Source organism: Sorangium sp. So ce131, from assembly GCF_051519095.1.
Taxonomy (GTDB): Bacteria; Myxococcota_A; Polyangia; order Polyangiales; family Polyangiaceae; genus Sorangium.
This window is the reverse complement of sequence record NZ_CP150455.1, coordinates 5,822,934-5,849,640: the sequence shown is the minus strand read 5'-3', so window position 1 is coordinate 5,849,640 and position 26,707 is coordinate 5,822,934. Positions and strand designations below refer to the sequence as shown.

Sequence of the window (26,707 nt, the reverse complement as noted above, 5' to 3'; positions counted from 1 at the left end):
CCGGCGGCCACGGCGACCGTTCCGGCCGCCCCGTCCTCGCCCCGGGCGCCTGTTCAAGCTCGCGGAAGTACGCCGTATTTCCTCTTGATTTCCGCAAGATGGCGGCCGTGTCGAGGACGAACGTTGACGCGGCGCGGCGGCATGCTACCGGAAGTGAAGAACTATGCCGCGGCTGCGCGGAAGACCGGAAAGGGAACCGGCTGCCAGCGCCTGACGCCGCGGCCACGAGGAGGTCTCCCATGTCGAATGCCCAAACCCACCAGAACCGCTACAAGGCCGACCTCCGGGAGATCCGCTTCCTCTTGTTCGAGCAGTTCCGGCTGGACGAGCTGCTCGGCAGCGCGCCGTACGACGCGTGGGGGCGCGACGAGGTCTCCATGGTCGTCGACGAGGCGTACAAGTTCGCGTGCGAGGTCTGCGGGCCGCTCAACGCGGTCGGCGACCGGCACGGCTGTCGCATCGAGGACGGCCAGGTGAAGACGCCGCCGGGCTTCAAGGAGGCGTGGAACAAGCTGTACGAGGCCGGCTGGAAGACCGTCTCCGTACCAGCGGCGTACGACGGTCAGGGCGGTCCCTACACCCTCTACGTCGTGGTCGAGGAGTTCCTCTGCGGCGCCAACGTGGCGTTCAACATGTACTCCGGGCTGACGTTCGGGGCCGCCGAGGTGATCGAGCACTTCGGGACGCCGCGGCAGCGCGACCTCTTCCTCAAGCGGATGTACGGGGGGCAGTGGAGCGGCACGATGTGCCTGACCGAGCCGCAGGCGGGCTCGGACGTCGGCTCCTCGCGGACGACCGCGGTGAAGCAAGCGGACGGCAAGTACCTCATCCGCGGCACGAAGATCTTCATCTCCGGCGGCGACCACGACCTCGCCGAGAACGTCGTGCACCTCGTGCTCGCCCGCGTCGAGGGGGCGCCGCCCGGCACGAAGGGGCTCAGCCTCTTCGTCGTGCCGAAGATCCGGGTGAACGACGACGGCTCGCTCGGCCAGCCGAACGACGTCCTCGTCGGCAACATCGAGCACAAGATGGGCATCAACGGGTCGTCGACGTGCGTGCTCAACTTCGGCGAGAACGACGGCTGTCTCGGGGAGCTCGTCGGCACCGTCGAGCACCAGGGCATGCCGCAGATGTTCCGGATGATGAACGGCGCGCGCATCGCCGTCGGCCTGCAGGGCGTGTCGGTGGCGTCGTCGGCGTACCTGAACGCGCTCGAGTACGCGAAGGACCGCAAGCAGGGCTCGTCGATCCTCCAGTGGAAGGACGCGACCGCGCCGCGCGTGCCCATCATCGACCACCCGGACGTGCGGCGGATGCTGCTCGACATGAAGAGCCGCGTGGAGGGCATTCGCGCGCTCATCGTCAAGCTCGCGCGCCACCAGGACGCGGTCGTCGTCTACCAGGGCAAGGACGACCGCGTCGCCGCCTACAATCAGGGCCAGGTCGACCTGCTCGTGCCCCTCGTGAAGGCCTACTCGTCCGATCAGGCCTTCCGCGTCTGCGAGACGGCGATCCAGACCTTCGGCGGCGCCGGGTACACGAAGGACTACCCGGTCGAGCAGTACTGCCGCGACGCGAAGGTGTTCTCGATCTACGAGGGCACGAACCACATCCAGGCGATGGACCTCGTCGGGCGCAAGCTCGGCCAGGCCGGCGGGGCCAACCTGCAGGCGTTCCTCAACGACGTCGCCGAGTTCGTGAAGGCGAACGAGAAGCACCCCGTGCTCGCCGCGGGCGTGAAGGAGCTGCGCGAGGCGCACGAGGCCGTCGCGGGCACGGCGATGCGGCTGCTCTCGTGGTTCCAGATGGGCAAGATGCCGATGGTGCCGCTCGCCGCGAACCGCTTCCTCGAGATGATGAGCGAGCTCGCGATCGGCTGGCTCCTGCTCGACGGGGCGGCCATCGCGCTGAAGGCGATCGAGCAGCTGCCGGCGGGCGACGCCGGCGCGAAGGACCGCGCCTTCTACGAGGGCAAGAAGCACGCGGCCCTCTACTTCGCGTCGAACGTGCTGCCGCACGTGAAGCTGTCCGCCGAGATCCTCGGCCGCGAGGACTCGTCCGCCCTCGACATCCCCGCCGACGCGTTTGCAAGCCTCTAGAGCGGCGATCACTCGCGGACGGTGAGGCGCTCCGCGAGATCCCGGATGGCGCCCGGCATGGTGGGGTCGCGCGAGACGGCCGCGATGTCGGCGCGGAGCGCGCGGACCTCCGTCAGACGGAGCCACGAGAGCGCGAGGCGCGTCATCGTCGGCAGGCCCTTCGAGAGCACCGACCTGACGACCTGCTCCGCGGGGAACGAGAAGGCCACCTCCTCGGGCGGAAGCCCGGCGGCCCGCGCCGCCTCCTCGAGGCGCGCGTCGAAGTCGTCCCGCCTCGACTCCAGCACCTCGAAGAAGACCTGCCCGCGCTCGGGCGCGAAGACCTGCGCCGCGCCGCCCTCCGGCGCGAAGACCCACGCGGCCGAGCCGTCGAGCCCCACCCGCGCGCCGGACTCGAGCGTGACGAGCGGCAGGAAGCGGCCGCCGTCGAGCGGCTCCCCGCCGCCGGCCTCGAGCAACGCGCACACCTGTTCCTTGAGGTTCCCATCCATGGGCGCCGATGCTCGCACGAAAGGCGCGGCGGAGGGCAGCCGGGTCAGCCGGGCACGGCAAGCCGGGTCAGCCGGGCGCGGGTAGCGCGAGCCAGCTGCGGTCCTCCTGCATGCAGCGGAGGAGCGTCACGCGCCGCCCGCCCGCGGTGAGCGCCGCGGTCTCCTTGATGGGCGCGTCGCGGCGCGCGCGCCGGCTCAGCTTCTCGATCACCAGATAGCCCTCCCGCTCGCCCGCGAGGCGGAGCACCTCGTCGAACAACGCGACGATCGCGCCGCCGTAGCCCTCCTCGGACGTGGCGATGCGCCGCTGCGTGGCGACGCCGATCGCCAGCGCCTCGCCCCGGGCGCGCACGACCATCGTCGCGTCGAGCGCCCCGTGGACGCCCTCGGGGACCGTCCAGACCTCCGCGACCCCAGACCTGGACAGGTGCCGCTCCATGTAGTGGAAGGCGGCGTCGAGCGTGTTGTGCCGGTACGGGACGGCCCGCGCGTCCATGGGGTCGACGTGGTCCCGCCAGAACGCGATGAGGGCGCGCGCCCAGCGCCCGCCGTCGAGCCGGCGCTCCTGGAACGGCCAGTCGCCCGCCATCACCCGCGCGCAGGCGCGCTGCAAGGCCTGCTCGTCGATCCCGCGCGTCGCGAGGCACTGCGCGCAGTGCACGTAGAGCGTGCCCCGCTCGAGCAGCACACCACACCTCGAGCAGATGCCGTTTCCATAGCCGGGACCCATGTACCGGAGCCAGCCGTCGCCGAGCGCCCTGTGGGCGGCGCGGCGCTCCTCGAGCCGGTCGAGATCCCGCAGCCCGTCCCGGAGCGCCCTCATGGCCGTGCGCTGGTCATCCCCTCGATGCATCGTCCGCGGTCCTCCAGCGTGAGCCCCGTCCGCGCCGGGTGCCCAGTGTAACGCCCGAGCCCCCACCACGCTTCGCGGCCGGAAACACGCGGCCGCGCGAGGCCGATCGGCCGCGCAGGCCGCGCGGGCGCCAGCGTGGCGCTCGCCACCGGTCGACCACGTCCGCCGCGCCGGCATCGGCCGAAATCGACGGCAAATTGCACGCTGTGTCACAATTGACATTGACTTTCACTTACGTTATCGATGCTCGACATGTCGCGTTGTGCAGCGCTTCTCGGGATTCCGTTGCTCCTCAACATCACCGGCTGTGGCTCGGAGTCCGTTCGTGACGATCCGTTCGCGGGGCTCCAGCTGATCGGAGACGACCTGAGCGATATCCCGCTCGAGGGGTCCTCGGCGGAGCAGGTCGCGCGCTTCAAGGAAGGCGACAAGCTCTTCGACTTCGTCTTTCGCGAGCGCGACGGGCTCGGGCCGCTGTACATCCGCACCTCGTGCGCCGGGTGCCACGAGGGCGCGGCGCGCGGCCCGGGCGCCGTCCAGAAGATGGTGCTCGTCGAGGCCGACGGCGTGACGCCGGCCGTGGATCAGGCCGGGCTGCCCTACGGCAACACGATGCGGCCCTACGGGGTCGGCGGGGCGAAGACGCTCTCGCTGCCCGAGGCGGCCGAGACGCTCGCGCTCAAGCTCTCCCAGCGCCTCGGCCCGCCGGTGTTCGGGCGCGGGTACATGGAGGCCGTGGACGACGCCGAGATCGAGCGGGTCGCGGCCGAGCAGGCGGCGCGCGGCGACGCGATCCGCGGGCGCATCAACCGCGTCGTGTACCACTCCAGGAAGAACGCGGACGAGACGTTCCACGCGCACGACGAGGGCGAGGAGAACCTCATCGGGCGCTTCGGGTTCAAGGCGCGGGTCGCCACGCTCGACGACTTCACGGCCGACGCGTACCAGGGCGACATGGGGATCACCTCGCCGCTCCGCCCGCACGAGCTGCCGAACCCCGACGGGCTCACGGACGACGCCAAGCCGGGCGAGGACGTCGTGCTCGACACGGTGAACGCCGTCGCGGACTACATGCGGCTGCTCGAGATCCCGAGGCGCGCGCCGGCCGACCCGGTCGGGGAGGCGCTGTTCGCCGAGCTCGACTGCGCCGCCTGCCACGCCCCGTCGCTGCGGACGCGCGCCGACTACCCGATCGCGCAGCTCGCCGGCATCGACGCGCCGGTCTACACGGACTTCCTCCTGCACGACCTCGGCCCCGACCTCGCCGACGGGCTGGCCGACGAGTCGGCGAGCTCCACCTCGTGGCGGACGGCGCCGCTCATCGGCCTCCGCCACAGCACGGCGTACCTCCACGACGGCCGGGCCAGGACGATCGAGCAGGCCATCCTGCTCCACGATGGCCCGGGGTCGGAGGCCGCCGCCTCGGTCGCCGCCTTCCGCGCGCTCCCCTACGAGGATCGCGCGGCCCTCATCGACTTCGTGCGCTCGCTCTAGGCGAGCCGCGACAAGGAGCGCTGACAGCCATGTTCATCCCCGCCCGCCTGCGGCTCGGTACGGCCATCGCCGCCGCCGCCCTCTCGCTTCCCGCGTGCGGAAGCGACAACGAGACGCTGCTCTCCGACGCGGAGTACGAGCAGAACGCCGTGCTCGACGTGAAGGCGTTCATCCAGGGCAACCTCGACGATTTCGCCGCCGCCACGGCCGCGCTCCAGGCCGCCGCGCCCGAGCCGGACGAGGACGGCTGGAGCGCGGCGACCGACAAGGCCGCCGTCGACGCCATGAAGGCCGAGTGGAAGAAGGCCCGGCAGTCGTACGAGCGCGTCGAGGGGGCGATCGCGGTCGTCTTCCCGGAGCTCGACCACTCGACGGACAACCGGTACGACGCGTTCATCGAGATCGAGGCCGACGACGACCTCTTCGACGACGAGGGGGTGACCGGGGTGCACGCCGTCGAGCGCATCCTCTGGTCGGACGAGATGCCGGAGCCGGTGCTCGCCTTCGAGTCGGCGCTCACGAACTACGCGCCGGCCGCCTTCCCCGCCTCGGAGGCCGAGGCCGCCGCGTTCAAGGGCGAGCTCTGCGCGCGCCTCGCGGCCGACGCCAAGAAGATGCAGACCGATTTCGCGGCGCTCGCGCTGGACGCGCCGTCCGCGTACCGCGGCGTCATCGGATCCATCCTGGAGCAGGTGGAGAAGATCGGGAAGGCGGCGACCGGCGAGGAGGAGTCGCGTTACGCGCAGTACACGCTCTCCGACATGCGCGCGAACGTCGCGGCGGGCGAGGAGACCTACCGCGCCTTCCAGCCGTGGCTCCTCACCAAGACCGAGGGGCCGGAGGTCGACAAGGAGGTCCTCGCCGGCTTCAACCGGCTGACCAGCGCGTACGACGCGATCGAGGGCGACGCGCTGCCGCCGGTGCCGGACGACTGGAGCGACGAGACGCCGACCGCCGAGCAGCTCGCGACGCCGTTCGGGGAGCTCTACACGCTCGTGCAGCGCGAGAGCGACGACGCGACCCAGGGCTCGCTCGCCCACGAGATGACCAGGTCCGCCGACCTGCTCGGGATCCCCGCGCTGTAATCAGCCTGCGCGACGCGGCGAGAGGAGCCGGCCGCTCAGCCGACCGCGCTCCACCGCACGAGCACACACGTCACGTTGTCGGGGCCGCCGTGCAGGTTGGCGAGGTCGATGAGCGACCGCGCCGTCGTCGCGAGGTCGTCGCCGTGCTCGAGGACCGCGGCGATCTCCGGCTCGGGGACCGGGCCGGAGAGCCCGTCCGAGCAGATCAGCAGGAGATCCCCCGCCTGCGGCCGCTCGAGGCGCGTCGCGACGTCGACCGTCTTGCCCATGCCGAGCGCGCGCGTCACGACGTTGCGGGCGAGCAGCGGATCCAGGTCGTCGGGCAGCTGCTCGCCGTTGTTCAGGTGCTCGTTCCAGAGCGAGTGGTCCTCGGTGAGCCGCTCGAGCCGGCGCTCGCGGTAGCGGTACACCCGGCTGTCGCCGACGTGGGCGATGCACGCCGCGTCCGCGTCGGCGTAGACGCCCGCGAACGTCGTCCCCATGCCGTAGAAGCGCGGGTCGCGCTGGCCCACCTCGAAGATGCGCTCGTTGGCCCGCCAGATCGACGAGACGAGCCGCAGCTCGAGGGGCGGCACCTGCTCGTCGTAGCCCGTCGGCCGGGTGATCTCGAGCTCGCCGTCCCGGCAGCTCGAGTGGACGATGTCGACCGCCATCCGCGACGCGATCTCGCCGCCGGCGGCGCCGCCGATGCCGTCCGCGACGACGAAGAGGCCGAGGTCCAGATCGACGGCAAAGCTGTCCTCGTTGTGCTCGCGCTGGCGGCCAACGTGGCTGTCACCGGCGGCTTCGATGCGGAGCGGGGAGTTCACGGAGCTTCCTTGTCGGCGGGGCGTGTGTCTACCGGCAGCATCCAGCGGCCGAGCGCCTCGCGCAAGTCAGGAAGGGGATCAATTCGAGCCAGGCGCGGGCCGTGCTCGGGCCGTGCGGGGCGCGCGGGCTGCGCGGCGGACGTCAGGTGCGCAGCGCCGCGGTCGCGGGCGACCGGAGCGAGGGGCACGGCGCGCCCTGCGGCTCGGCGCGCTGCCCGGCCGGCGGCGGGACGCTCACGGTGCGGCGCTCGAAGCGGCCGCTCTTCCACGTGACGAGCCCCCCCGAGAGGCGCGCGGCGCTGCCCGCGCCCGCCTCGGACTTGAGCCACACGAGGGGGCGCGCGGCGAAGACGGGGCGCGTGCACGCGACGTCCTCGAACGCGGCGGACCACGAGCCGGTGTTGCCGAAGAACAGGCCGCCCTCCCAGGTGCCCTCGGGCGTGTGTGTGTGGCCGAAGACGACGGCCCTCGCGCGGTGGGCGCGCGCGACCTGGCGCGCGGCGCGGCCGACCCGCTGCCACGTCGCGTCGAGCGGGAGCTTCGGGACGAGGCGCTCGTACACGACGAGCGCCGCCGGCGCCATGAGCGCCGCCGGCGCGAGCCAGCCCGGCACGAGCAGCACCCAGACGAGCGTCACCGCGAGCGCGAGCAGCCCGAAGAGGGCCCGGTCGAGCCAGAGCTCGCGCGCGACGAGCCCCAGCCGGTCCTCGGCCGGGCGCGCGAACAGGCGGGCGTGGCGGGCCACCGCGCGGAGCGAGGCGCCCGTCTCCTGGGCGGCCGCGGCGAGGCACGCGCGCCGGCTGGCGCGCCGCTCGGGCTCGCGCCGGCGCACGAGCTCGACGAGCGTGCGGAGCGCGCCGAGCGCCCAGGCGATCACCAGCGAGCGGCGCGAGAACATGTAGTAACGCGCCCAGTGCGCGAGGTAGCCGAACGCCGACAGCATGAACGAGGAGTCCACGTGCGGGTTGAAGTAGCCCATGCGCGAGGCGAGCAGCCGGCACGCGAGCGAGCCCATGGTCGGCTGGATCTCGCCGGGGTTCCGGCCGAACGGGATCATCGGATACCGGTAGCTGCAATAGGCGTCGTACTGGTTGCCGTGCTCGATGACGATGCCGTCCGGCGTCTTGTGGAACCAGGCGCGGAACACGACGCGCGCTTCGAGCGCCTCGCGCGTGCGCCCGGGCCGCGGCGCCTCGCCGTGGTCGACGCGGCCCGCGCCGAGCGCGGCGAGCGCCGCGTCGACCACGGTGGCCCGGACCAGGGTGCGCACCTCGGGCAGCGTGAGCTGGACGTCGTGATTGCCGGAGATGAAGACGACGGTGTGCCCGTCCGCGACGACCCGGCCGAGCGCCTCGACGAACACCGGGTGGTCCGCGAGCATCGCCCGCATCGCCGGGACGGCGTGCTCGGCGCTGCGCGGGAGATCGTGAAAGACGCTCTTTTGATCGATGACGCGGGGCGCGTCGAAGTCGAACACGTCGCCGTTCAGCACGAGCGTGAGCTCGTGGCGCCCCCCGCCGCGCGCCGTCCCCTGCGCCATCTCGTCGCGCAGCGCGTCCAGCATCGCCGCGAGCTCGCTGTCGGGGGAGTAAGGAGCCTGACGGTAACGCATCCACAGACCGTCGCCAGGCTCGAGCTCGCAAAGATGGATATCTGATATCGCCACCGTATGGAGCATCGAGGCAATATGGCACATGGATCCGTCAAACGCCGTCAGGGAACGGTCACGGCGCCGCGTTCGGACCCTGGAGGAGCGCCGAGCGGCGCGCGCCCGGTCGCCTTGCCGCGTGCCCGCGTGATTGCCTGGCCACATGAGCCGTGGTGGCTTGTTTGGCCTGATGCTCTGTTCTGCGGGCTTCTGCGAGCTCTTGGGTGGTTGTCGGGATTTGTGGCGTCTTGGGCGTTGTGTCGTGCGTCGTCGTCGCTGCGACGCGGACGTCCGCTCGCTACGGCTGCCCCTTGCGCTTGATGATCATGAACTGGACGCGGCGGTTCTTCTGGCGCCCAGTCTTCACGCGGTTGTCCCCGAGCGGGTGCTCGAAGCCGTAGCCCTTCGCGACGAGCCTCTCCCGCGGGACCCCGGCGGCCACGAGCCACGAGAGCACCGCGTCCGCGCGCTCCTGGGACAGGCGCAGGTTGTATTCCTCGCTCCCGCTGTCGTCCGTGTGGCCTTGCACCTCGACGAGCTCGATGTCCGGGTTCTGCTGGATGGCGTCGCGCACCTCGTACAGGATCTCGTCGGAGACGGGATCGACGGTCTCGGCGCGCGTCTTTCCGTAGACGATGAACTGCACCGGCTTCGAGGTCGTGATCTCGTCGGCGCTCACACGGACGAACTTCGGGCAGCCGTTCTGCCGTGGATCCGGGTCGGGCTGGCCCCGCTCGTTCGGGCACGCGTCGGCGGCGGCGCGGATGCCGTCGCCGTCCGGATCGTCCGGGCAGCCGTTCCGCTTCGGGTCCTCGCTCGCAGGGCCCTTGGCCTTCGGGCAGGCGTCCGAGGCGTCGACGATGCCGTCGCCGTCCGCGTCGCTCGGGCAGCCGACCTGCTTCGGGTCGTCGCTCGCGCCGCCGCGCACGCCGGGGCAGGCGTCGATGCCGTCGTGGAAGCCGTCGTCGTCCGAGTCGCCCGGGCAGCCGTTCTGCGTGGCGTCGGCGCTGCGGTCGCCCGGCGTGGTCGGGCACGCGTCGTCGATGTCGAGCACGGTGTCGCCGTCGCGATCCGCCGGAGGGCAGCCGTCCTTCGCGGGATCCGGCGACGGATCGCCCTTCACGTCGGGGCAGGCGTCGATGTCGTCGTCGATGCCGTCATCATCTTTATCCCGCGCGTGGGCGGCGGTCGCCGCGCGCTCCTCGGGCGCCTTCGGGAGCGGCGCCCAGCCGATCATGCCGACGGCACGGACCGGCGGCGTGCCGATCGCGTTCGTGAGGGCCGGGCCGACCGCGGCGCCGAACGTGAGGCCGTCGAGCACGCGCAGCTTGGCGCCGAAGAGCAGCTCGGCGTTGACGCCCGCGTCGTCGCGCTGCACCGGCGCGCTCGAGAGCAGGAGATCGTCGCCGAGCGGCGCGGCGCCGTACGCCTCGGCGCCGAGCTGGAGGAGATCGCCGCCGATCAGGACCCCCGCGGCGCCGCCGAACGTGAGCGACTGCGGCCGGTTCGCGCCGCCCACGACGTCGACGCCGGCGCTCGCGTTCCAGAGGAAGCTGAACGTCGAGCGCGCCGAGCCCATGCGCCCGCCGAGGCTCGCGTGGAAGGCGCCGTGGAGGTCCGTGTCGCCGGTGTACTGCGCGGGCGATCCGGTGGGCGCGAACAGGTAGCCGCCGATCCCGAACTGGATCGGGCCGGCGTCCCTGCCGAGCACGCGGAGCCGCGCGCCGAAGCGGAGGTCGCCGATCTCGGGCGCCCGGAGCTCGGTGAAATCGACGCCGGGGATGCCCGGGTCGTCGCCCCCTTGCGCGATCGCGAGCGGCACGTCGACCGAGAGCAGCACGCGGTCCCACAGCGCGAGCGAGGCGTCGAGGCGCAGGAACGCCTGCGAGGAGACGAGGTCGATGGCGGCGTCGTCGTTGCTGTGGATCGGGCGGTGGGCGTAGTCGAACATCGCGTGGACGCGCGGCGCGAGGTGGCCGGGCGCCGCCGGAGAGGGCACGCCGAAGAACACGTCGCCGGCGGGCGCCGGCTCGAACCGGTTGAGGGAGAAGCCGCCGGTGGATTGTCCTCTCGATGCGCTGGCGAGCGTCATGAGGACGGCCGCGGAGGCGGCCGCTGCGACGGAGGGAGACCTCATCGACTGGCCACGATAGCGGGCGTGTGAGGCGGGGGGCAACATGGTCACCTGTGCGGTGACCGTGGAGGTATCGGGTTACGCCGCGCGGCGGCGGTCGCGCCGGCCGCGCCGCCGCAGCAAGGCCGAGAGGAGCAGGACGAGGCCCCACGCCTCCCGGGAGAGCGGCGCGCTGCCCATGCGGCAGTCGCAGCCGCCCTCGAAGTCCGGCGGCGTCCCGCCGCCGCTGGTCGCCGTCGTGGTCGCGCCCGCGCCGCCCGCGCCGCCCGCGCCGCCCGCGCCGCCCGCGCCGCCGCCCGAGCCGCCGGTGCCGCCCGGGTCCGGCACCTCGCAGGCGTCGCCCACCCCGTCGTCATCGGCGTCGTCCTGCTCGGGGTTCTGGGTGGTGCGGCAGTTGTCGGTGTCGTTCGCCACGCCGTCGCCGTCGTCGTCGCAGGCGTCCCCGAGGCCGTCGCCGTTCCCGTCCTCCTGGCCGGCGTTCGCGTCGCGCGGGCAGTTGTCGCACGCGTCGCCGTCGCCGTCGCGGTCGGCGTCCGCCTGCTCGGGGTTCGCGAGGAGCCGGCAGTTGTCGCTCGCGTCGTTCGTCCCGTCGCCGTCGGCGTCCGGATCACAGGCATCGCCGGCGCCGTCGCCGTCGAGGTCGGCCTGCGGCGCGCCCGGCTCGGGCGGGTTCGCGGCCGTCGGGCAGTTGTCCTCCGCGTTGATGACGTCGTCGCCGTCCGGATCGGCGTCCGGGTCGCAGAGGTCGCCGAGGCCGTCGGCGTCGGCGTCGGCCTGCGGCTCGCCGGGGCGCGCGGGCGCGTTCGGCGTGCTCGGGCAGTTGTCGTCGAGGTCGAGCACGCCGTCGTTGTCCGAGTCGCCGTCGCAGGCGTCGCCCTTGCCGTCGCCGTCGGTGTCGGTCTGCGGCTCGCCCGGGCTGGCCGGCGGGTTCGCGGCGAGCGGGCAATTGTCGTCGCGGTCGAGCACGAGGTCGTCGTCCGAGTCGCTGTCGCGGTAGTTCGGCGTCCCGTCGTCGTCGCTGTCGACGGCCGGCGTGCCCAGCAGGGCATCGCCCGCCTCGTCGGCGTCGGACAGCCCGTCGCCGTCGCTGTCGGGGTCCACCGCGTCGATGACCGCGTCCGCGTCGGTGTTGTTGGCCGGATCCGCCGGATCGTCCGGGTTCGCCACCTCCTCGGCGTCGCCGATGGTGTCGCGGTCCGTGTCCAGGCTGGTCGGGTCGGTCCGGAGGTCCGCCTCCTGATCGTCCGAGAGCCCGTCCTCGTCGTCGTCGCCGTCGCAGGCGTCGCCCAGCGCGTCGCCGTTGGGGAACGGGAGGTCCGTGTTCAGCTGGTCGGTGTTGACGTCGTAAGGGCAGTTGTCGTCGTCGTCGAGGACCCTGTCGTTGTCGTCGTCCTCGTCGCAGTCGTCGCCGAGCGCGTCGTCGGGGCCGTTCGTCTCGTTGTTCTCCTGGCCCGGGTTCGGCGTGACGACGCAGTTGTCGCTCGCGTCGGGCACGCCGTCGGCGTCGTCGTCGGTGTCGCAGGCGTCGCCCATGACGTCGCCGCCGGCGAAGCTGTGGTCCGTGTTCAGCTGGCTCGCGTTCGGCGCGAACTGGCAATTGTCGGTCGTGTCGAGCACGCCGTCGCCGTCGTCGTCGTCGTCACAGGGGTCGCCGAGGCCGTCGCCGCCGGGGAGATGCAGGTCGGTGTTCGTCTGCGTCGAGTTCGGCGTGACGACGCAGTTGTCGTTCACGTCGGGCACGTTGTCGGCGTCGTCGTCGTCGTCGCAGGCGTCGCCGAAGCCGTCGCCGCCGGGCAGATCCTCGTCGGTGTTCCGCTGGTCCGGGTTCGGGTTGAGCGGGCAGTTGTCGCCGCCGTCGAGCACGCCGTCGGCGTCGTCGTCGGTGTCGCACGCGTCGCCGAGGAGATCGCCGCCGGAGAGGGACTGGTCCGTGTTCCGCTGGCTCGTGTTCGGGTTGAGCGGGCAGTTGTCGGCCTCGTCGAGCACGCTGTCGGCGTCGTCGTCGTCGTCGCAGGCGTCGCCCAGCGCGTCGCCGGTGGCATACGTCGCGTCGGTGTTCCGCTGATCGCTGTTCGGGCGGCTCGGGCAGTTGTCGCACGCGTCGCCGTCCCCGTCGCCGTCCTCGTCGCCCTGGTCCGCGTTGGCGATGTCAGGGCAGTTGTCGCACGCGTTGCCGACGCCGTCGGTGTCGCTGTCGGCCTGGCCCGCGTTGGCGATCCTCTCGCAGTTGTCGCACGCGTTGCCGAAGCCGTCGCCGTCGGCGTCGGTCTGGGGCGTGTTGGCGATGTCAGGGCAGTTGTCGCACGCGTTGCCGACTTCGTCGTGATCGCCGTCGGCCTGGTTCACGTTGGGGAGGGCGCGGCAGTTGTCGCAGTCGTCGCCGACCGTGTCCCCGTCGGTGTCGGCCTGGCTCGATCCGGCCGTGCCGGGGCAGATGTCACAGACGTTTCCGAAGCCGTCGCCGTCGTCGTTCTGCTGGGTCGCGTTCGCGCGGGTCGGGCAGTTGTCGCAGACGTCGCCGACGCCATCCGCGTCGCCGTCGAGCTGGTTCGCGTTGGAGGCGTCAGGGCAGTTGTCGCAGGCGTCGCCGTCGCCGTCGCCGTCGTCGTCGGACTGGTCGTTCTCGCGGGTCGGGCAGTTGTCGCAGGCGTCGCCGACGCCATCGCCGTCGCCGTCGAGCTGGCTCGCGTTGGAGACAGCCGGGCAGTTGTCGCAGGCGTCGCCGACGCCGTCGCCGTCGCCGTCGGCTCCCCCCGGGTTCGGCGTGGCAACGCAGTTGTCGCAGGCGTCGCCGTCGCCGTCTCCGTCCGTGTCCCCCTGGTTCTGGTTGCTTTCGTATGGGCAGTTGTCGCAGGCGTCGCCGAACGAGTCCCTATCGGAGTTCGCCCGATCGGGGTTCGGGTAGACGCTGCAGTTGTCGGCGCCGTCGCCTACGCCGTCGTTGTCGTTGTCGGAATCACACGCGTTTCCCCGCCCGTCCCCGTCGCTGTCGGTCTGGTCTTCGTTGCTGTTGTTGTCGCAGTTGTCGCAGACGTTCGGGACGCCGTCGCCGTCCGTGTCGTCGCTCATCGGGCCGCCGCCCGCCACGGTGGGGCACCCGTCATCGACGTCCAGCACCCTGTCGTTGTCGTCGTCGGTATCCGCGTCGTCCAGGATGCCGTCGTCATCGTCGTCGGGGTCACACGCGTCGCCCAGCCCGTCCTCGTCGCCGTCGTACTGGTCCTGGTTGCTGACCTCAGGACAGTTGTCGAGCTCGTTCGCGACAAAGTCGTTGTCGGAGTCCCAGCGCGCCGCCGACGCAGGCCGAGGCGCGAGCGAGACGAGCGCGAGCAAGCCCGCGAGCAGGGGCACGATCCCGCGGCGCGCGGCGCCGGAGGGCGCGCGGCGGCGGGGCATCCGAGGCGAAGCAGGAAACGTCATCGCGGGTCCTCCAGGAGGCGGATCGCGCCGCTCACGACAGCGCGCTCTGTCGAGTCTATCCGGGATCACCATTCCCCTGGGGGAGTTTCCCGCGCCCCGTTCTCGGCGCGTGAGGCGCTTCGGTTGACCGCGGCCTTCTGGTAGCATCGCTCCATCCCTGCTCGTCCTCACGGTGCGCGCGCCGCGCCCACGAACGGAATGCCCCCTTGCGAGATCACCGCGTGCTGCGACTCGGGTCCACGCTGCGACGTGCTGCGCTGCTGTCCGCTTGCGCCGTCCTCCCCCAGGTCTTCGGCTGCTCCGACGAGGGCGCCCCGCGCCGGGCGGCCCTGCCCGGCGCCGCGGCGCCCGGCGCGACGCCGCCCGGGGGGCGCGCGCGCATCGCCGCGCTCCGTGCGCGCTTCCCGAGCGCCCTCGGCCCGAGCGGCGTGAAGCGCGTGACGCCGACCCCGGCCGGCGCCCTGCGCGCCGGGGGGCCCGGCGCCGCCGCCTCCGTCGAGCTCCCGCCGCGCGCCGCCGGCGCGGTGCGGCTCGCCGACAGCGCCTCTGGCCTCTCCATCACATTCTCGCTCGCCGGCGCGTCCGACGCGCCCGCCGCCGCCGAGGGCAACCTGGTGCTCTACGCCGGCGCGATCCGCGCCGGGAGCGGGGGCGCGAGCGACGTGCTCCACCGCGTCCTCCCCGGCGGCACCGAGGACTTCATCGTCTTCGAGCAGGAGCCCGAGCGGAAGGAGCTCCGCTACCGCGTCGACGTCAGCGGCGTAGCGGGCCTCCGCCTCGTGCAGCGCACCCTCGAGTTCCTCGACGCGGGCGGCTCGCCGCGCCTGCGCGTCGCGCCCCCGTACCTCGTCGACGCGGCCGGCGCGCGCCTCCCGGCCTCGCTCTCGGTCGAGGGCTGCGCGGTCGACGAGAGCCCCCGTGCCCCGTGGGGCCGGCCGGTCACGCCGCCCTCCGCGCCGGCGTGCACCGTGGTCGTCGCGTGGCAGGCCGCCGGCGTCCGGTACCCGGCGATCCTCGATCCGCAGTGGATCTCGACGGCAAACCAGATGATCGCGCCGCGCACGCGGCACACCGCCACCCTGATCAACCCGGGAGACCCGGCGAGCCCCGTGCTCATCGCCGGCGGCTTCGACGCGTCCGGCGACGCCCTGTCGACTGCCGAGCTCTACCTGCCGCTCGACCGCACGTTCGCGATCACGAGCCCGCTTTCGTCCGCGCGCGGCGCCCACACCGCGACGGCGCTCACGACGGTCCCGCCGCCCGAGCCGGCGATCCCCGCGCCCCCTGCGCCGCCCGTCGTCATCGCGGGGGGCAGCACCAGCTCCAGCGCCAGCGGCGAGCCTGTCGACTTCCTCGAGGTCTACAACCCGGCCACGGGCGTGTTCGTCACCGACCCAGCCTCGCAGTCGCCGCCGGCGTCCGTGCCGTCGCTGCCCCGGTTCAACCATACGGCGACCCTCATCGGCGACCGCGAGGTCCTGATCGCGGGCGGCGTGGCGCCGCCGCTCAACCAGCCCACGAGCACGGCGTACGTCTACTCCTTCACGAGTTTCGCCCGAAACGCCGGCGATCCCGCGGTGATCAGCGCGCTCGCGGGCGCCGGGAGCATGGCGACCTCGCGCCACGCGCACACGGCCGTCCGCCTCCGGACCGGCGACGTGCTGATCGCAGGAGGGTTCGTCAACTCCGGCGCCGCGCTCAGCTCGGCCGAGCTGTTCGACGCGGCCGCGCGGACATTCCGGGCGATCACCGCGGCTGCGCCCTCCACCACGCAGATGAGCGCCCTCCGCGGCTTTCACTCGGCCACGCTGCTCGACTCCGGGGAGGTGCTCCTCGTCGGCGGCGCCACCCGGTCCTCCGGCGGCGCTTACGCCCGGACGATCGATATCTACCACGACGGCGTGACGGATCCGACCCGGCGAGGCTTCGAGTTCCAGCCGACGCCGATCTCCATGTCGGGCCAGCGCGCCAATCACACGGCGAGCCTCCTGCCGACGGGCAATGTCCTCGTCGCCGGCGGGTTCAACGGGACGAGCACGCTCTCCACCGTCGAGGTCTACGATCCGGCGGCGAAGCGCTTCAGCGTGCTCAACACGTCGACGCCCCTGGAGGCGCGGCGGGATCACGCGGCGGTGATCGTCAACGCCGGCGCCGACGCCGTGGCAGGCCGGGCGGTGCTCGTCGCGGGCGGGGTCGGGGCCGCGAGCGGGAGGCCGCTCGCCAGCGCCCAGCTGCTGGTCAAGCCGAACAGCGAGCCCTGCGCGACCGATCAAGAATGCGCCTCGGGGCACTGCTCGGACACGGAGAACATCTGCTGTGACCAGGAGTGCACCGGGGCGTGTACCTCCTGCACGGAGCTCGGCAAGGCGGACGGCAGCCCGACCGGCACCTGCGGTCCGGCGAAGTCCGGGACCCTCCTCCCCGTCGCGTGCATCAACGAGATCGAGGTGCACAGCCAGTGTGACGGCGCGGGGAACGTGGTCCCCCACGAGGACACGAAGGACTGCAAGCCGGGCCGCTGTGGGCCTGACAATCTCTGCATCATCTACTGCTTCGACGACTGCGACTGCTCCGAGACCGGTTGGTGCGACGCGCACCCGGACGATCAGGACAGCTGCGAAGCAGGCGGCGGCTCGGGCGGCGCGGGTACCGGTGGGGGCTCGGGCGGCTCGGGCGGTGCGGGCGGCGGCTCGGGCGGTGCGGGCGGCGGCTCGGGTGGCGCGGGCGGCGGCTCGGGTGGCGCGGGCGGCGGCTCGGGCGGCGCCGGCGGCGGCTCGGGTGGCGCAGGCGGCGGTGCTGGCGGCGCTGGCGGTGCCGGTGGCGCGGGCGGCGTCGGTGGTGCGGGCGGCGCTGGCGCAGGCGGCGCGGGGGGCGCTTCTGCCGCTTCGGGTGGCTCCGGCGGAGGCGGCGGGGGCGCGGGCGGCGCCTCGGCCGGCGCGGGCGGCGCCCCGCCCGGTGCAGGCCTGTGCATCGATCGACTCGCGAACGGCGCCGCGTGCACCCGTGATCGGCAGTGCGACTCCGGCCACTGCGTCGACGGCTTCTGCTGCGAATCCGAGTGCAAGGGGCAGTGCCAGGCGTGCGACGTCGTGAACAACATCGGCAAGTGCGTGGTCGTTGGGTCGGAGCTCAAGCACGAGTCCCCGCACCCCAACGAGCACGGCTCTTTCCAGCGCGAGGCCTGCCCCGGCGAGGGCGCGTGCGCTGGCTACTGCGGCGGCGCCGTCGACGCGGAGTGCATGTTCCCGGCGGAAGGCGCGGTCGCGAGGACCTCCACGTGCACCTGCCAGGACGAGGGCTGCGCCGTCGGCCACGCGACGCTCACGAGCTTCTCCTGCGACGGATCCGGCGGCGAGAAGGACGCCGTGACCAAGGACTGCGGCGGGTTCAAGTGCCAGGACGAGACCACCTGCAAGACCTCCTGCACCTCCGACGCCGACTGCATCCAAGACTTCATCTGCCGCGACGGCGTCTGCGCCGATCTCGCGGAGGTGGGACCGAGCTGCGACGGCGAGCACACCCTTCGATCCCCGGGCGCCGACACGGACTGCACGCCGTACAGCTGCCCGCTGGGCGGCAGCGCGTGCGCCAACCCGTGCAGATCCGTGGCTGACTGCGTCGACGGCATGGTGTGCAACCTCGCGAGCCAGTGCGTGCCGCCGCTCGATCCGCCGGAGGTCGCGTCCTGCTCCTGCGGCGTCGTCGGCGCCCCCGCCGAGCGCACCGCCGCGCCTCTCTCCCTCCTGCTCGGCGCCGCCGCGGCGCTGGCCGGGCTGCGCCGCCGCCGTCGCGGCGCGTAGTCGCCGCGACCCGCGCCCGGACGTCCCTCCAGGCCTCGTCCGGGCGCGCGCCAGCGCCGTCCCGTCAGCGCCGGTATCGCGGGCTCACGCGGGACGCGTTCGTCAGAGCCGGTATCGCGGGCTCGCGCCGGGCGCGTTCATCAGAGCCGGTATCGCGGGCTCGCGCCGGGCGCGATCATCGAGCCGGCTCGCGCCGGGCGCGTTCGTCAGAACTGGTACCGCAGGCTCGCGCCGGGCGCGATCATCAGCACGAAGTCGCCCATGAGCGACTCCTGCGGGTAGGTGCCGATCCCGTCGGTCTCCGCCGCGAGCTGGATCGTCCTGTCCCACGTCGGTTTGCTGAGGCCGATCAACAGGAGCAGCTTCAGGCTCCCGGACACCTCCCAGCGCTCCCCGAGCCGCAGGCCGATCCGCGTCTCCGGATCCACGTAGAAGTACGTCGTCGACGCGAAATCGGCCACGGGCGTGGTGTTGAACCACTCCCCCGCGGTCGTCCTGAACCTGCCCGTGCGCTCGTCGCGGACCTGGCCCACGAGCACTCCGGCACCCAGCCGGAACAGCACCGGGAAGTCCTCGCCGAAGTGGTGCCCGAACGTCGCGCCGGCCAGGAAGCCGCCCAGGCGGAGCGCGTCGCTCGCCGTGCCGCGGAGCGGGTCCTCAAAACCCACCGGCCTGAGCTCCGCCGAGCGCTCCTCGATCTGCTGCGTCGCGAAGAGCGCGCCGAGCTCGAGCCCGACGCCGATCCCCGAGCCGAGCTCGTAGCCGCCGTGGATCATCGCGATCCCGCCGAGCCCGAACGAGCTCGAGCAGCCCGCGTCGCAGCCGCTCGCGATCGCGCCGCCGAGCGTCGGCGAGAAGAGGAACGACGCGCTCGCGTCGACCGTGAACTTCGGCGGCTTGCGCCAGATCTCCGCGTCCTCGTCGCGCTCGAGCGCGACGTCGAGCGCCTGGCGCTGGCCCTTCAGCAGCGTCACCGTGCGCGTCGCGGGGATGAACCCGTCGGCCTTCACCTCGACCCGGTGCGCGCCGGCCTTGAGCCGGCCGAGCCAGACGCCGTTGCCCACGTTGACCGCGTTGATCCAGACGCTCGCGCCGGGCGGCGTGGGATCGACCCGCAGCGACGCGTCGAGATCCTCGGCGAGCAGCGACAGCGTGGTGAGCTCCTGCGGCTTCACGGGCGCCCCCGTCGGCTGCGTCCCGAGCTTCCCCTCGCCGCGCAGCGCGACCATGTGATCGCCGACCGACAGCGTGCCGATCCACGGGGTCTGCCCCACGACCACGTTGTCCACGAGCACGTCGACCGTCTTGCCGGCCCGCTCCACGACGCGCAGACGGCCGGAGCGGACCAGCCTGCGGAGCTTCGCGTTCACCGTGATGGTCTGGCCGCCGGCGACGTCGACGCGCGCCTCGACCGGCTCGTAGCCCTCCTTGAAGACGCGGACGACGTGCGGGCCCGCGGCGACGCGGATCGGCTTGACGGGCGGGTACTGCCCGCGGTCCTCGCCGCTCACCACGATGGACGCCCCGGGCTCGGCGTTCGTGATGTCGAGCGTCCCCACGAGCGCGCGCAGATCGGCGATCTCGCGCTGCGCCGCCGCGCGCTCCGCGACCGACATGGTGAAGTCGCGCAGGAACGTCTCGAACATGTCGAGCGCCTCGTCGTACCGCTGGAGCTTGCGCAGCGCGATCCCCGCGTTGTTCGTGGCCGCGCGCGTCGGGTAGAGCTTGCGCGAGAGGAGGAACTCGGCGAGCGCGGGGCCCCAGGCCTCCTCGCGCAAGAGGGCGATCCCCTTCTCGAAGTGGAGCCGCGCCTCCTGCCGGACCGCCTCGGAGATCGGCGCCTCCTCGGCCGGCGCTGCGGCCTCCGCGCCGGCTGGCGCTGCGGCCTCCGCGCCGGCTGGCGCGGCGGTCTCTGCGCGCGTCGGCGCCGGCTGCGCGAGCGCCGGCCCCGCGGCGACCGACAGCGCGAGCGCGGCCGAGAGCGCGCGGAGGCGCCGCGGCGCTCGAGAGCGCCGCGCGAGGGAGAGAGGGCAAGGGCCGCCGCGCCCCGAACGCAGATCCATCCGATCGAGCACCGTTCTCAGCCTGTTCTTCTACTTTCCGAACTCGTCCGTGTTGTCGATGATGCCCTTGGGGGTCGTGGGCGTCGGCGGCGCGGGCGCCGCGGCGGAAGCGCTCTTCGCCGGAGGCGCCGCAGCGCCCTTCCCCGGGGTCGACGCGATCTCGACCTTGAGCGGAATCGCGCCGGTCTCGGTCACCACCACGTCGGCCACGGCCTCGCCTGCGCCCTTGAAGACGCGCACCCTGTGCACGCTCCCGGGCACCCCGGTGATGTCGAGGATCCCGTTCCGCGTCGTCGCGCGTTTGCCCTCGATCTCGACCGAGGCGTCGACGGGGTAGATGGCCACCTGGACGCGCCTCGGCTGCGGCTCGGCAGCCGCGGCGACGACGTTCGGGGTCACCGCCGCCGCGGCCGGCGGCGGCGAGGCCGGCGTCGGGGTGGCCGCCGGGAGCGTGACCGCCTCGGCCTCCGCCGGCGGCGGCGCGGCGGGCTCGGGCGGCGGCCGGCTGATGACGTACACGCCCGCCGCGATGCCCGCGGCGAGCAGCGCGGCGCCGGCCACGACCCGCGCCCGCGGCGCGCCGGGCGACGTGCCGCGCTGCGACTGCGTGAGCGCCCCGGTCGTCGCGGCGCCGGCGTGGTTCGCGGCCGGCACGACCGCGCCGTACGGCCCGCTCTGGTTCGCCGGCGGCGCGACCGACGGGTACCCGCCGCCGCTCGGGTTCGGCGGCGGCGCGACCGACGCGTACCCGCCGCCGCCCTGGTTCGGCGGGATGACCGGGTATCCCCCGCTCTGGTTGGCCGGCGGGATGGCCGGGTATCCCCCGCTCTGGTTGGCCGGCGGGATGGCCGGGTACCCGCCGCTCTGGTTCGCCGGCGAGGCGGCGTAGGCGACGTGTGGTCCGCCCTGGTTCGCGGGCGGGACGTTCACCGAGAGCCGCGGGGCGGACTGCCGGAGCATGTTCTCCGTCAGCGGCACGAGCATGCTCTCGTGGATGCCCCAGCCGTAGGGCAGGAGCGGCCGGATGGCGCCGAACATCTCCTGCGCGCTCTGGTAGCGCTGCCCGGGGGGCTGCTGCAGGCACCGGTGGACGATGGCCGCGATCTCGGGCGGCACCCACGGCGCGAACTCCTGCACGGGCGGCGGGGGATCCGAGCAGATCGCGATGATGAGCTCGCCGAGCGCGGTGATGTGATGGTACGGCGTCCGCCCGGTGAGCGCCTGGTACAGCACCGCGCCCAGCGACCAGATGTCGGTGCGGTAATCGATCTCCTTCTGGCCGCGCGCCTGCTCGGGCGACATGTAGAGCGGCGAGCCGATGAGGTTCCCGGTGCGCGTGAGGTCGGCGCCCTCGGTCTCGTTCGCCCGGTCCATCTTCACCTTGGCGATGCCGAAATCGAGCAGCTTGACGAGGATCTCGCCGGCGTCGCGCCGCGCGAGGAACAGGTTGTGCGGCTTGATGTCGCGGTGGACGACGCTCGCCTCGTGCGCCTTCTGCAGCCCGAGGCACGACTGCGCGACGATGCGCAGCGCGAGGTCGGGCGCGAGCGGCCCGATGCGCTTGATGAGCTGGTGGACGTCCTCGCCGGCGAGGTACTCCATCGCCAGGAAAGGCAGGCTCGACGCGCGATCGACCCCGGCGTCGAGCACCTGGGTGATGTGCTGCGTGTCGATGGCGCCTGCCGCGCGCGCCTCGCGCTGGAAGCGGCTCACCACCTTCGGGTCGCGGGTGAGGTCGGCCGAGCTGATCACCTTGACGGCGCAGCGGCGGCCGGTCCCGGTGTGCTCGGCCTCATAGACCGAGCCCATGGCCCCCTCCCCGAGCAGCTTGCGTATCTGATATTTGCCGTCGATGATCGTGCCGATCACAGCGTTAGGGCCACTCTAAGGGATTGCGCACGGCGTAGCAACGCCCGCGGACGCGGGAGATTTCTCGCGGGGATTCGGGTGCGATTTCGCGGGCTACGCCGCGCGCCTCGCCTCCCGGGGGCGCGCGCCGTCAGCCGCCGGAGGCGCCGGCGTGAGCGCGAGCTTCCTCGGGGCTCCGCCCCGAACACCAGGGTCCGCTTCGCGGCCGCCCCAGCTCCGCGCGTCAGGGATCCTGGCGGGGCTGTTCCGCGGCGCCGGACCGCCGCGATCCGCCGCATTCCCGGGGACGTCGGCGTGACTACGGATCGCACCCCCTCGGAAACCACGGACCCCCAACCCGGGCCCAACGTCAAGCCCCGGGCCTGGGGAGCTCGCCGTGACCGACCCGTCACCTCGGGCGGTCGTGGTCACCTCGCTCGCCGGCACCCTGGGCCGTGCCGTCGTCGCCCTCGGGGATGAGGAGGCGGCCCGCGTGGTTCCGGAGGCGATCGGTCGGCTGCTCTGGCTTGCTCCAGCAACGGAGGGGCGAGCAGGCTCGTGGCGCTAGCAAGGCTCACCGCCGCCGGGAGGTGGACCGTTCGCGAAGCCGCACCGCATCGCCGAGCAGCAAGCGCCGTCCCCCCACGGTGAGGTCGAAGCGCTCGCCCTCCTGGACCTGCTCTAGCTCGTCGAGCTCCGGGAGCGCCGGGTACACATGACCACGGCCGCCCGGGTACGATGCGCCGCGACTATGCTGCACCTCACGGTGTCGTGACGGCGGGATGACCGGGAGGAGGGCTGAGCGCGTGCGTTCATTCTATTCGAGAACACTGGCCAGCTGGATCCTGGCGCTGGGGCTCTTCGACTCCGGCGCCAGGGCGGCGCCGCCTGCGGCGTCGGGCAAAGCCCCGCAGACGGATGTCTCCGGTGACGAGGCCGAAGCGCGCGCCCACTTCGAGGCGGGCGTCGCGCACTTCGACAAGCAGGAGTATCGCGAGGCGCTGGAGGCGTTTCGCAGGTCGCTCTGGCTCAAGAAGAACCGGAACAGCATGGGTTATGTCGCCTCGTGTCTCAAGCAGCTCGGCCAGTACGACGACGCGCTGGAACAGTATGAGGAGATGCGCCGCGAGTATCCGAACCTGCCCGCGAAGATGGAGGCAATCGTGGCGGCGGACATGGCGGAGCTGTCGGGCCTGGTAGGGACTCTGGCGGTGGCGGGGGACGCGCCGGCCGGGGCGTCGCTGTTCGTCGACGAACGTCTGCGCGGAAAGCTCCCGCTGGAGAAGCCGCTGCGCGTGAGCGCGGGCAGACGGACCGTCCGCGTCGAGAAAGAGGGCTTCGCGCCGCTCACGATGAGCGTGCAAGTCAGCGCCGGAAAGGAGAATGTGGCGGAGCTCGTGGCGAGGTCGAGGAAGGGGCGGCTCGTGGTGAGCGAGAGGCACAACTGGGTGCTCCACGTGGAGCTGGACGGCGAAGAGGTCGGGGTGACGCCCTGGCAGGGGCTCGTGGATCTCGGCGAGCACGAGGTGCGATTGCACGGGTTCATGGGGGTGGAGGCGCTGGCCGCATGCGAGGCGCCCGTTATGGCAGCGAACGAGGGCGCGAAGGTGGCCTCGAGCGTCGAGACCGCGCGGGTGAACCTTTACGAGGAGACCCGGGTGGTGCTGGGAGCAGAGGAGCAAGATACGTCGCTGCGGGTCGAATCGACGCCTGAGGGGGCGACGGTGAGGGTCGATTCGAAGGAGGTGGGCAAAGCGCCCTGGGAAGGGCGGCTCCCTCTGGGAGAGCATGAGATCGAGGTGAGCGCGCGCGGGTTCTTTTCCGCGAAGCAAACGGTGCAGCTCGAGCGGCGCAAACAGCGCGAGCTGTCGGTGTCGCTGGAGCGGCAGCCGGAGCGCGAGCCGCCGAAGTTCACGGTCGACGCGAGCGCGTCGTTCCTCTTGTCGCCGACGCTCGGCGGCGAGATCGCGAGCGGCTGCGGCAGGGGCTGCTGGAGCTCGCTCGGGCTCGGCGGGCTCGCGATGATCCACGGCGGCTACGAGCTCGGCTCGGGGATCGGCGTCGGGCTCGAGCTCGGCGGGCTCTTCGCGACGCAGCAGATCGAGGAGCGCTCGGCGGAGCTCAGGCCGGTGGGTTATTCTTTTCCGCTCGGCGGCACGGCGAGCGACGCGCTCCGCCTGGGCGGCTTCCTGGCCGGCGCGACGTTCGGGCGCCACTTCGGCGAGGACTTCCCGGTGCTGGTCCGGCTCGGCGCCGGGGTGCTCGAGGGCCAGGTCCGCGACGAGCGCACGGGCAGGTTCAGGACGACCGCGGGGGAGTGGTTCAACACCGCGCCCGCCGCGTCCTTCTCATCCACCACGTACCTCTACCTGGCCCCCGAGGCGCGCATCGGCGGCCGCCTCGCCGAGCGCTTCGAGGTTTCGGCCGGGATCAAGCTGCTGATTCTCGTGGCGCTCAATCAGCCGAGGTGGGATCCGACGATCGAAATCCCGGCGTCGTTCGACGGGGTAGGCACGTACCGGCCCGACCCCGTCATGGGCGCCACCGTGCTGATGGTGGCGCCCGGCGTGAGCCTCCGTCAGGACTTTTGATCGTTGTGGCTGCGGCCCCGTGTCGGGATTTCTGACACGCGAAGCTGGCTAGCCAGCCCGCCTAGCAGCCGCCGCCGCAGCCCGAGGACCCGCCCCAGCCGAACCCGGGATGGCCCGTGAACCCGGTGAAGTGGGGATGCGGGAAGCAGGGAGGGAAGCACGGGGGGAAGAACGGAGGGAAGCAGCCGGGGATGACGGTGGTCGTGGCGTTGACGCACGTCGAGATGAACGCGGGCGGGAAGAAGCCGAAGCGCGAGCCCACGCCGAAGCCCCCGCCGAAGCCTGCCCCGCCGAAGCCGAGGCCCGGCACGCCGCCCACGCCCGGCACGCCGTAGGGCCCTTGGCCGACAGGCCCCTGGCCGACAGGCCCCTGGCCGACGGGCCCCTGGCCGACGGGCCCCTGCCCCACCGGGCCGAGCGGGCCTTTCCCCACCTGGTCAATCGGCGCCTGGCCGATCGGGCCTTTCCCCACCTGGTCGATCGGCGTCTGGCCGATCGGCCCCTTCCCCACCTGGTCGATCGGCGCCTGGCCGAGCGGGCCTTTCCCCACCTGGTCGATCGGCCCCTGCCCGATCTGGCCAATCGGCGACCCCTTGCCGATGGGCCCCTGCGGGCCGATCGGCAGCTGCCCGACCTGATCGGTGGGCAGCTGACCGACGCCGAGCGGCGCTTGCTGCCCGATCGGGCCCTTGCTCGGGCCGAGCTGCCCCTTGCTCGGGTCCACGAACCCGCCCCGCGTCTCCTCGCCCTGGCCCTCGCCCTCGCCCTCGATCGCGGCCGCGGCCTCGTCGAGCGTCTCGGCCTCGTCGAGCGCCACGTCGTCCGCCGCGTCGTCCGCCGAGACGGCGCACCCCGAGCCCAGCGCCGCCAGCACCATCGCGAGCCCCACCACCTTGCCATGAATCGAGATCATGTGTTGTCCTCCTCAATATCCCACGATGGCCGGGTGGCCCGGCCCATCTGCGCCTCATCGGAGAGCAGGCTGTGTGCCTCAGCGCTCGTGTGCAGACACTGCCGCGCTGAGCGCGCGCCGCGGCCCACGCGGCGCCGCCAAAGAGACATTCTCTCGATCTGCGCGGCTCGGGATTCCAACATCTCGCCGCGAGGACCAGCGAGGCGGCCTTTCCTGCCGCGCGGAGTGTGCATCCGCGAGCGCAGCGCGCGACGCTGCGCATGCGCTGATCGACTCGGGCCATAACCGTCCGCCTCCGTCACCGCAGCTTCGCGCTGGGCGCTCTACGACGGCCGCGCCGCAGTCAAGGTGCGTCAATCGACCACGAAGGGGGCGTAGGCAAGTTGATGTGAGTGAGTGTGGGTGTGTGGAGTTTCGCCACGTTTACGCGCGGTGGGGTGGTTGTGTAGAGTGCCGCTCCTGGAGGACACATGAGCGAGCCGGGCGAGGGGGCGGGGGGCGAGGCGGGCCGGCGCGGCCTGCTGGGAGCGGCCGCCGGGGTCGGGGCGGTCGGGGTCATCGGCGGTGCGCCGGCGGCGGCGCCTTCTCAGGGCGCCCGCGGCGCCGCGGCGCCGGGGCGCACGCTCGGGCGGACCGGCGCCCTCGTGGAGCCGGTGTCGCTCGGCGGCGAGGGGATCCTCCGGACGACCGGCCGTCACCGCGAGGCGGTGCCGGTGATCCTGGAGGCGCTGCGGCTCGGGGTCCGTTATTGCGATACCGCGCCTGCGTACCAGCAGAGCCAGGACTACTATGGCGAGGCGTTCCGCGCGGCCGGCCCGAAGGCGCGCGAGCAGGTCTTCCTCGCCTCCAAGACGCACGCGCGCGATCGCGACGGCGCCCTCCGGCTGCTCGACGACAGCCTGCGCCGGCTCGGGACAGACCACCTCGATCTCTGGCAGCTCCACGACCTGCGCGAGCGCGACGAGCTCGACGCGGTGTTCGGCAAGGGGGGCGCGATCGAGGCCGTGGAGCAGGCCAGGGCGGACGGCCGCGTGCGCCACGTGGGCATCACCGGCCACCACGACCCGGAGATCCTCGTCGAGGCGATGCGGCGTTATCCGGTCGACACGGTGCTTTGCGCGATCAACCCGGCCGATCCGGCGCGGCTCCCCTTCCTCACGACCGTGGTCGAGGAGGCGCGGCGGCGCGGCGTCGGCGTCATCGGCATGAAGATCATGGCCGCGGGCCGCCTGCTCCAGGACCGCGCCGCGACCCCGGCCGAGCTCATCCGCTACGCCGCGAGCCACGCCGACACGGTGATCATCGGCTGCTCGTCGATCGCCGAGGTGCGCGAGAACCTCGGCGCGCGGTCGCTCCCCTTCCCCATGCCGCCCGCCGAGCGCGCCGCGCTGGAGGCGCGCGTCGCGCCGCGCGCCGGACGTTACGACTCGTTCAAGGCCTGATCCGCGATCCCGGCCTC

The 26,707-nt window shown here is 72.7% G+C and carries 17 protein-coding genes; 7 read left to right on the top strand and 10 right to left on the bottom strand.

The window, feature by feature from the left end; all coding sequences use genetic code 11:
• Positions 1-239 precede the first annotated feature (239 nt).
• Positions 240-2,099, top strand: coding sequence for an acyl-CoA dehydrogenase (locus WMF43_RS21155; protein ID WP_437682761.1), 1,860 nt, complete (start codon positions 240-242; stop codon positions 2,097-2,099).
• Positions 2,100-2,107: 8 nt separating this feature from the next.
• Here the strand turns inward: WMF43_RS21155 and WMF43_RS21150 are convergent, their stop codons facing one another.
• Positions 2,108-2,590, bottom strand: coding sequence for a hypothetical protein (locus WMF43_RS21150; protein ID WP_437682760.1), 483 nt, complete (start codon positions 2,588-2,590; stop codon positions 2,108-2,110).
• Between the two features lie 67 nt (positions 2,591-2,657).
• The gene (locus tag WMF43_RS21145) at positions 2,658-3,443 is read right to left on the bottom strand and encodes a hypothetical protein (protein ID WP_437682759.1); all 786 of its coding nucleotides are present in this window, start codon (positions 3,441-3,443) and stop codon (positions 2,658-2,660) included.
• A 252-nt stretch (positions 3,444-3,695) separates the two neighbouring features.
• Here WMF43_RS21145 and WMF43_RS21140 point away from each other — a divergent pair, with 252 nt between their 5' ends.
• Together WMF43_RS21140 and WMF43_RS21135 are read left to right on the top strand one after the other, a co-directional pair.
• Positions 3,696-4,937 (top strand): di-heme oxidoredictase family protein, encoded by a 1,242-nt coding sequence (locus tag WMF43_RS21140; protein WP_437682757.1) that lies wholly within the window; start codon positions 3,696-3,698, stop codon positions 4,935-4,937.
• Positions 4,938-4,966: 29 nt separating this feature from the next.
• Entirely contained in the window at positions 4,967-6,022 is a 1,056-nt protein-coding gene (locus tag WMF43_RS21135; RefSeq protein WP_437682755.1) for an imelysin family protein, read from the top strand.
• 35 nt (positions 6,023-6,057) lie between these two features.
• Here the strand turns inward: WMF43_RS21135 and WMF43_RS21130 are convergent, their stop codons facing one another.
• The 4 genes from WMF43_RS21130 to WMF43_RS21115 form a co-directional block, all read right to left on the bottom strand.
• Entirely contained in the window at positions 6,058-6,831 is a 774-nt protein-coding gene (locus WMF43_RS21130) for a PP2C family protein-serine/threonine phosphatase (protein ID WP_437682753.1), read from the bottom strand.
• A gap of 142 nt (positions 6,832-6,973) precedes the next feature.
• Positions 6,974-8,443, bottom strand: coding sequence for a hypothetical protein (locus WMF43_RS21125; RefSeq protein WP_437682752.1), 1,470 nt, complete (start codon positions 8,441-8,443; stop codon positions 6,974-6,976).
• A 334-nt stretch (positions 8,444-8,777) separates the two neighbouring features.
• Complete coding sequence (locus WMF43_RS21120) at positions 8,778-10,616, bottom strand: OmpA family protein (RefSeq protein WP_437682751.1); 1,839 nt, start codon at positions 10,614-10,616, stop codon at positions 8,778-8,780.
• A 75-nt stretch (positions 10,617-10,691) separates the two neighbouring features.
• Complete coding sequence (locus tag WMF43_RS21115; RefSeq protein WP_437682749.1) at positions 10,692-14,033, bottom strand: thrombospondin type 3 repeat-containing protein; 3,342 nt, start codon at positions 14,031-14,033, stop codon at positions 10,692-10,694.
• A 206-nt stretch (positions 14,034-14,239) separates the two neighbouring features.
• Here WMF43_RS21115 and WMF43_RS21110 point away from each other — a divergent pair, with 206 nt between their 5' ends.
• Positions 14,240-17,833: a Kelch repeat-containing protein gene (locus tag WMF43_RS21110; RefSeq protein ID WP_437682748.1), complete on the top strand. Its 3,594-nt coding sequence runs from the start codon at positions 14,240-14,242 to the stop codon at positions 17,831-17,833.
• 206 nt (positions 17,834-18,039) lie between these two features.
• Here WMF43_RS21110 and WMF43_RS21105 read toward each other — a convergent pair whose 3' ends face one another.
• Positions 18,040-19,896 carry a PEGA domain-containing protein gene (locus WMF43_RS21105; protein WP_437682746.1) on the bottom strand — a complete coding sequence of 619 codons (1,857 nt, stop codon included), beginning with the start codon at positions 19,894-19,896 and terminating at the stop codon, positions 18,040-18,042.
• Positions 19,897-19,926: 30 nt separating this feature from the next.
• The gene (locus WMF43_RS21100) at positions 19,927-21,765 is read right to left on the bottom strand and encodes a serine/threonine protein kinase (RefSeq protein WP_437682744.1); all 1,839 of its coding nucleotides are present in this window, start codon (positions 21,763-21,765) and stop codon (positions 19,927-19,929) included.
• Between the two features lie 376 nt (positions 21,766-22,141).
• Here WMF43_RS21100 and WMF43_RS21095 point away from each other — a divergent pair, with 376 nt between their 5' ends.
• Positions 22,142-22,312, top strand: a complete 171-nt coding sequence (locus tag WMF43_RS21095; RefSeq protein WP_437682742.1) for a hypothetical protein — start codon at positions 22,142-22,144, stop codon at positions 22,310-22,312.
• Positions 22,313-22,318: 6 nt separating this feature from the next.
• Here the strand turns inward: WMF43_RS21095 and WMF43_RS21090 are convergent, their stop codons facing one another.
• On the bottom strand, positions 22,319-22,504 hold the full coding sequence (locus tag WMF43_RS21090; RefSeq protein ID WP_437682741.1) for a hypothetical protein: 186 nt from the start codon (positions 22,502-22,504) through the stop codon (positions 22,319-22,321).
• A gap of 46 nt (positions 22,505-22,550) precedes the next feature.
• Here WMF43_RS21090 and WMF43_RS21085 point away from each other — a divergent pair, with 46 nt between their 5' ends.
• On the top strand, positions 22,551-24,335 hold the full coding sequence (locus WMF43_RS21085; protein ID WP_437682739.1) for a PEGA domain-containing protein: 1,785 nt from the start codon (positions 22,551-22,553) through the stop codon (positions 24,333-24,335).
• A gap of 61 nt (positions 24,336-24,396) precedes the next feature.
• On the opposite strand, the gene WMF43_RS21080 is transcribed toward WMF43_RS21085, so the two are convergent.
• Positions 24,397-25,248 carry a hypothetical protein gene (locus tag WMF43_RS21080; protein WP_437682737.1) on the bottom strand — a complete coding sequence of 284 codons (852 nt, stop codon included), beginning with the start codon at positions 25,246-25,248 and terminating at the stop codon, positions 24,397-24,399.
• 470 nt (positions 25,249-25,718) lie between these two features.
• On the opposite strand from WMF43_RS21080, the gene WMF43_RS21075 reads away from it, so the two are divergent.
• Positions 25,719-26,690 carry an aldo/keto reductase gene (locus tag WMF43_RS21075; protein ID WP_437682736.1) on the top strand — a complete coding sequence of 324 codons (972 nt, stop codon included), beginning with the start codon at positions 25,719-25,721 and terminating at the stop codon, positions 26,688-26,690.
• Positions 26,691-26,707: the final 17 nt, after the last annotated feature.